Raw genomic sequence first — 6,377 nt, forward strand, 5'->3', positions numbered from 1 at the left:
GCCAGGCCCCGCGGTGATCCACTTTCCCGCGCAGCGGCGGGGCCCGCTCAGCGCGTTGAGTATGCGGCTGGCCGCCGCCGTCGGACTGGTGCTCGCCGTGGTGACGGTGGTCTACCTCGACCGCGACGGGTACCGGGACGTCAACGAGGACGGCATCACGCTCCTCGACTGCTTCTACTACGTGGTCGTCTCGCTCTCCACCACCGGGTACGGCGACATCACCCCTGTCAGCGACTCGGCGCGGCTGATCAACGTCCTGTTCATCACGCCGGCTCGGGTGCTGTTCCTGATCATCCTGGTCGGCACCACCCTCGAAGTCCTGACCGAGCAGTACCGGACCGGCCGCCGCCTGCACCGGTGGGAGAGAAAAGTGAAGGATCACGTCATCATCTGCGGCTACGGCACCAAGGGCCGTAGTGCGGTCTCGGCGCTGCTGGAGAACGGGTTCGAGAAGTCCCGGATCGTCGTGGTGGAACGCAACGGCGCGGCGCTGCGGCAGGCCACCACGAACGGGCTGGTCGCCATCGAGGGCTCCGCCACCCGATCCTCGGTGCTCAACCAGGCGCATGTGCGGACCGCCAAGGCGGTGATCATCGCGACCGACAGCGACGACGCCTCGGTGCTGGTGGCCCTGACCGTACGGCAGCTCACCGCCGGTCAGGTCCGGATCATCGCCGCCGCGCGGGAGGCGGAGAACGCGCCGCTGCTCAAGCAGAGCGGGGCGCACCACGTCATCGTCTCGTCGGCGACCGCCGGGCGTCTGCTGGGCCTGTCGACCTCCGCGCCACCGTTGATCGACGTGGTCGAGGACCTGCTGACGCCCGGTCAGGGGATGGCGCTGGCCATGCGGTCGGCGGAGCGCAACGAGGTGGGCCGGAACCCGCGCGAACTGGAGTCCCTGGTGATCGCCCTGGTGCGGCGCGGCAAGGTGGTCACCCTGGCCGACCAGGCGGGTGCGGTGGTGGAGACCGGCGACATGCTGGTCCACGTACGCGACGACCGTCCCACCGCCAACACCCTGCCCTGATCGCCGACCCGGGTCAGCAGAGGACGTCGGGGTTGTCCCGGATGGCCTCCGTGCAGGTCGCCGGCCCGCCGCTGCTGGCCCGCCGCAGCAGGTCGTAGAGCGTGTCCCGCTCGGCGGGGTCGAGTGCGGCGAGCACGTCGTCCTCGGCTCCGGCCAGGGCGCACTCGGCCTCGTTGAGCCGCCTGGTCCCGTGCTCGGTGAGGCTGACCACGTGTCGACGACGGTCCTCGGGGGAGCGGCGACGCTCGACGAGCTCCGCCGTCTCCAGGTCGTTGAGCAGCCCCACCACGTTCGTGCCGTCGAGTTGCAGGCTGCCCGCCAACGCCTGCTGACTCATCTCGCCGGCCTCCCGCAGCACGGTGAGCGCGACCAGGTGCCGGGGGCGCAGACCGAGCGGTGCCAGCACCGACTCCGAGCGCAGCCGCATCCGGCGGGCCAGGAATTCGAGCAGGGCGCCGGAACGGCGCTCCCTGTGCTCGGCCGGCCCGGCAGTCATGTGACCGAGTTTACCCCCCACGGCGAAACATTGGCCTGCTATAAATAGTTGGTGCTACACAAACCATCTGTGAGGGGTTAGCCAATGCCGCACCTGTTGCACATCGACTCGAGCATCCGGGGAGAGCAGTCGGTCAGCCGCCGGCTCACCGCCCGCGCCGCCGCCGCGTGGCAGGCCGCGCATCCCGGCGGCACGATCACCTATCGCAACCTCGGCAAGGAGCCGCTGCCGCACCTCGACGAGGCCACCGAGACGGCCCGGCACACGCCGCCCGACCAGCGCACCCCGGAGCAGCACCGGATCTGGGAGCTGACCGAGCAGGTGGTCGCCGAGGTGCAGGCCGCCGACACCGTGCTGCTCGGCCTGCCGCTCTACAACTACGGCGCGCCGAGCAGCGTGAAGAGCTGGGTGGACCTGCTGATCGCGCCCGGCCTGTCGTACGATCCGGCCACCGGCGCCGGGCTGCTCGGCGGCCGGGAGTTCATCGTGCTGGCCTCCCGGGGCGGCGGCTACGGCTCCGGCACCCCGCGCGAGGGCTGGGACCACGCCGCGCCCTGGCTGCCGCACGGCCTGTCGATGACCGGCCTGGAGCCGAGGTTCATCGGCTGCGAGCTGACCCTGGCGTCCAGCGTCCCGGCCATGTCCGAGCTGATCCCGCTGCACGAGGAGAGCCTCGCGGTGGCGCAGCGGAGCATCGACGAGCTCTGGGTACCGGCCACGGTCTGACCTGGTACGGAAAACTGCCGGGCCGCCCCCTCAGGGAGCGGCCCGGCAGTTTCGACTGAAGCGGTGGGTCAGAGGATCGTCCAGGTGTCGCCGCTGCCCAGCAGGCCGGCGAGCTGCTGCTCCGGAGTCTCGGTGACCGAGGCACGGGCCTCGTCCAGTTGCGCCTGGACCACGCTGTCGTACGACGGCCGGCGCACCGACCGGAACACCCCGATCGGGGTGTTGCGCAGGTCGAAGCCGGGAAGCCGGGACAGCGCGAAGGCGTACGCCGGGTCGTCGACCGTGGCGTCGTGCACCACGATGTCCTCCGCCGGGGTGGACGCCGTCTCGCGGACCTCCAGGCCGAAGCCGCGCGGCGGGTGCACCACGCAGAACTGCCCGTCCTTGCCGAACGTGATCGGCTGACCGTGCTCCAGCCGGATCAGGTGGTCGTCCCGGACGCCCGGGTCCTTGAGCTGCTCGAACGCGCCGTCGTTGAAGATGTTGCAGTTCTGGTAGATCTCCACGAAGGCCGAACCCTCGTGCTCGGCCGCAGCCCGCAGCACCGACTGGAGGTGCTTGCGGTCCGAGTCGATGGTGCGGCCGACGAAGGTCGCCTCCGCGCCGAGCGCCAGCGACAGCGGGTTGAACGGCGCGTCCGCCGACCCGACCGGCGTCGACTTCGTGATCTTGCCGACCTCGGAGGTCGGCGAGTACTGCCCCTTGGTCAGACCGTAGATCCGGTTGTTGAACAGCAGGATCTTGAGGTTGACGTTGCGGCGCAGCGCGTGGATCAGGTGGTTGCCGCCGATGGAGAGCGCGTCACCGTCACCGGTGACCACCCAGACCGACAGGTCCGGACGGGAGACCGACAGGCCACTGGCGATCGCCGGGGCGCGCCCGTGGATCGAGTGCATCCCGTAGGTGTTCATGTAGTACGGGAAGCGCGACGAGCAGCCGATGCCCGAGACGAAGACGATGTTCTCCCGGGGGATGTTCAGCTCCGGCATGAACTGCTGGACGGCCGCGAGGATCGCGTAGTCACCGCAGCCGGGGCACCAGCGCACCTCCTGGTCGGACTTGAAGTCCTTGGCGGTGAGCTTCAGCGCGACGGGCTCAGACATTCTTCAGGACCTCTTCCAGCATCGACTCCAGCTCGGCGGCGGTGAACGGCAGGCCGCGGACCTGGTTGTAGCCGATCGCGTCGACCAGGTAGCGGGCCCGGATCACGTGGGCGAGCTGGCCGAGATTCATCTCGGGGATGACCACCCGGTCGTACGCGCCGAGCACCGTGCCCAGGTTCGCCGGCATCGGCGCGAGGTGGCGCAGGTGCGCCTGGGCCACCGGCAGCCCGCGCTGACGCAGCGCGCGGCAGGCGGCACCGATCGGGCCGTACGTGGAGCCCCAACCGAGCACCAGCACCCGGGCGTCGCCGTCCGGGTCCTCGACCTCGACGTCCGGCACCGGGATGGTCTCGATCCGCGCCGCCCGGGTCCGCACCATGAAGTCGTGGTTCGTCGGGTCGTACGAGATGTCGCCGGTCTTGTCGGCCTTCTCCAGCCCACCGATCCGGTGCTCCAGGCCCGGGGTGCCGGGCACCGCCCACGGGCGGGCCAGCGTCTGCGGATCGCGGAGGTAGGGCAGGAAGGTGGTGCCGTCCTCACCGTTCGGCGCGGTGGCGAACTCGACCCGCAGGTCGGGCAGGGAATCCACCTCGGGCAGCAGCCACGGCTCGGAGCCGTTGGCGACGTAGTTGTCCGACAACAGGATCACCGGCGTGCGGTAGGTCAACGCGATCCGCGCCGCCTCCAGTGCCGCGTGGAAGCAGTCCGACGGGGACTTCGGCGCGATCACCGCGACCGGCGCCTCGCCGTGGCGTCCGAACAACGCCATGTTCAGGTCGGCCTGCTCGGTCTTGGTCGGCATACCGGTGGACGGCCCGGCCCGCTGCACGTCGACGATGACCAGCGGCAGCTCCAGTGCCACCGCGAGCGAGATCGTCTCGCCCTTCAGCGCGACACCGGGACCGCTGGTGGTGGTCACCCCGAGCGCGCCGCCGTACGAGGCGCCCAGCGCCGCGCCGATCGCCGCGATCTCGTCCTCGGCCTGCATGGTGGTGACGCCGAACCGCTTGTGCTTGCTCAGCTCGTGCAGGATGTCCGAGGCCGGGGTGATCGGATACGCCCCGAGGAACACCGGCAGGCCGGAGCGGACCCCGGCGGCGACGAGACCGAGCGAGAGCGCGGCGTTGCCGGTGATGTTGCGGTACGTCCCGGACGGCATCTTGGCCGGCTTGACCTCGTACCGGACGGCGAAGTCCTCGGTGGTCTCGCCGAAGTTCCAGCCCGCCTTGAAGGCGGCGATGTTGGCGGCGACCAGTTCGGGGCGCTTGGCGAACTTGCGCTCCAGGAACCGCAGCGTCGAGGAGTACGGGCGGGAGTACATCCAGCTCAGCAGCCCGAGAGCGAACATGTTCTTGGCCCGCTCGGCGTCCTTCTTGGACACGTCCTGATCGGCCAGCGCGCCGATCGTCATCGAGGTCAACGCCACCGGGTGCACCGCGTACGCGTCGAGGCTGTCGTCGTCGAGCGGGCTGCTGGCGTACCCGACCTTGGCCAGGTTGCGCTTGGTGAACTCGTCGGTGTTGACGATGATGTCGGCCCCGCGCGGCAGGTCGGCGAGGTTGGCCTTGAGCGCCGCCGGGTTCATCGCCACCAGCACGTTCGGCGCGTCGCCGGGCGTGAGGATGTCGTACTCGGCGAAGTGCACCTGGAAGCTCGACACGCCCGGCAGGGTGCCGGCGGGTGCCCGGATCTCGGCCGGGAAGTTGGGCAGCGTGGAGATGTCGTTGCCCAACTGCGCGGTCTCCGAGGTGAACCGGTCACCGGTCAGCTGCATGCCGTCGCCGGAGTCGCCGGCGAACCGGATGACCACCCGCTCCAGTTGGCGGATCTGCTTGCTCACGGCCGTACCCCGCTCCGTCGTGCGTGGCCCGCTCGGCTGAGTGGGATGGTGACCTCGCCTTGCCCGGCCACGAGACCTCCTTGACGCGCCGCTGCACCGGCCGTCCGCGAAGGTCCGGCCCGCCTGTCATTCCTCACCCAGAGCCTACGTCGGATCGAGGCCCCGCCTGCCCCGGAGGTCCGCCGACTGGGACTGGAATGTGGGGGTTTATGCGACCCCTTGGGGGGTTTCGCCCGGCACGCCGTAATCCAGATCACCGCCCAATCCGGGCGGACCACCAGGGATTGACCCGGCCCGCCGACGCCTCCCGCCGGTAGGCTGACCGATCGTGACCGGTTACCTGGGCTCGTACGCGACGCTCGGGCTGTTGCTGCTCGCCGGCGTCCTCTTCCTCGTCGTCGCCTTCTCGGCCAACCGGGTGCTGCGCCCGGCCCGCCCGGCGGACCCGCCCGGCAAACGGGCCAACTACGAGTGCGGTGTCGACCCGGTCGGCGGCGACTGGGCGCAGATGCAGATCCGGTACTACGTCTACGCCTACCTGTACGTGCTCTTCGCGGTCGAGGCGGTGTTCCTCTTCCCCTGGGCGGTGGTCTTCGACCGGCCCGGCTTCGGCCTGGTCACGGTCGTGGAGATGGCGATCTTCGTGGCCGTCCTCGCGCTCGGCCTGCTCTACGCCTGGCGTCGCCGGATCCTCGACTGGACCTGATCGCGGTCAGGCCAGCCCACGCCGGGTGAGCGTGGGCGGGCGGGTACCCCGGATGGACGCCACCATGTCGAGTACGCGGCGGGTCTGAAGGATCTGGTGGGCCCGGAATACCCGGGCACCCAGCCAGGCGGAGACCGCCGTGGCGGCGAGCGTCCCCTCCAGCCGCTCGGCGACCGGCAGGTCCAGCGTCTCGCCGACGAAGTCCTTGTTCGACAGGGCCACCAGCAGCGGCCACCCGGTCTCGGCCAGCTCACCGAGCCGTCGGGTGATCTCCAACGAGTGCCGGGTGTTCTTGCCGAAGTCGTGCGCCGGGTCGATCAGGATGCCGTCGGGGCGTACCCCGAGGGACACCGCCCGCTCGGCGAGCCCGGTCACCGTCGACACGACGTCGACCACCACGTCGTCGAAGGCCGCCCGGTGCGGCCTGGTCCGCGGACTCAACCCACCGGCGTGCGAGCAGACCAGCCCGGCCCCGGTCG

7 protein-coding genes are annotated in these 6,377 nt (G+C 70.4%); 3 read left to right on the top strand and 4 right to left on the bottom strand.

The window, feature by feature from the left end; translation table 11 throughout:
• The first annotated feature begins 13 nt into the window (after positions 1 to 13).
• Positions 14 to 1,027 carry a TrkA family potassium uptake protein gene (locus EYA84_RS05985; protein WP_131052010.1) on the top strand — a complete coding sequence of 338 codons (1,014 nt, stop codon included), beginning with the start codon at positions 14 to 16 and terminating at the stop codon, positions 1,025 to 1,027.
• Between the two features lie 13 nt (positions 1,028 to 1,040).
• Here EYA84_RS05985 and EYA84_RS05990 read toward each other — a convergent pair whose 3' ends face one another.
• The gene (locus tag EYA84_RS05990) at positions 1,041 to 1,523 is read right to left on the bottom strand and encodes a MarR family winged helix-turn-helix transcriptional regulator (RefSeq protein ID WP_131052011.1); all 483 of its coding nucleotides are present in this window, start codon (positions 1,521 to 1,523) and stop codon (positions 1,041 to 1,043) included.
• An 84-nt stretch (positions 1,524 to 1,607) separates the two neighbouring features.
• On the opposite strand from EYA84_RS05990, the gene EYA84_RS05995 reads away from it, so the two are divergent.
• Positions 1,608 to 2,249 carry an FMN-dependent NADH-azoreductase gene (locus EYA84_RS05995; protein WP_131052012.1) on the top strand — a complete coding sequence of 214 codons (642 nt, stop codon included), beginning with the start codon at positions 1,608 to 1,610 and terminating at the stop codon, positions 2,247 to 2,249.
• Positions 2,250 to 2,317: 68 nt separating this feature from the next.
• Here EYA84_RS05995 and EYA84_RS06000 read toward each other — a convergent pair whose 3' ends face one another.
• Complete coding sequence (locus EYA84_RS06000) at positions 2,318 to 3,352, bottom strand: 2-oxoacid:ferredoxin oxidoreductase subunit beta (RefSeq protein ID WP_131052013.1); 1,035 nt, start codon at positions 3,350 to 3,352, stop codon at positions 2,318 to 2,320.
• A complete protein-coding gene (locus EYA84_RS06005) occupies positions 3,345 to 5,192 on the bottom strand; it encodes a 2-oxoacid:acceptor oxidoreductase subunit alpha (protein WP_131052014.1) in 1,848 nt (615 codons plus the stop codon). The genes EYA84_RS06000 and EYA84_RS06005 overlap by 8 nt, the downstream gene beginning before the upstream one ends.
• Before the next feature lie 328 nt (positions 5,193 to 5,520).
• On the opposite strand from EYA84_RS06005, the gene EYA84_RS06010 reads away from it, so the two are divergent.
• Positions 5,521 to 5,898, top strand: a complete 378-nt coding sequence (locus EYA84_RS06010) for an NADH-quinone oxidoreductase subunit A (RefSeq protein WP_131052015.1) — start codon at positions 5,521 to 5,523, stop codon at positions 5,896 to 5,898.
• 6 nt (positions 5,899 to 5,904) lie between these two features.
• Here the strand turns inward: EYA84_RS06010 and EYA84_RS06015 are convergent.
• On the bottom strand, positions 5,905 to 6,377 hold a 473-nt coding region (locus tag EYA84_RS06015; RefSeq protein ID WP_161594914.1), incomplete at its 5' end, for a dihydropteroate synthase.

The sequence above is a fragment of the Verrucosispora sp. SN26_14.1 genome (assembly GCF_004307965.1).
Classification (GTDB): Bacteria; Actinomycetota; Actinomycetes; order Mycobacteriales; family Micromonosporaceae; genus Micromonospora.

What these genes read in the sequence shown, in the direction of transcription:
- EYA84_RS05990 (WP_131052011.1), bottom strand. Translation starts at nt 1,523, where the DNA reads ATGACTGCCGGGCCGGCCGAGCACAGGGAGCGCCGTTCCGGCGCCCTG.
- EYA84_RS05995 (WP_131052012.1), top strand. Translation starts at nt 1,608, where the DNA reads ATGCCGCACCTGTTGCACATCGACTCGAGCATCCGGGGAGAGCAGTCG.
- EYA84_RS06000 (WP_131052013.1), bottom strand. Translation starts at nt 3,352, where the DNA reads ATGTCTGAGCCCGTCGCGCTGAAGCTCACCGCCAAGGACTTCAAGTCC.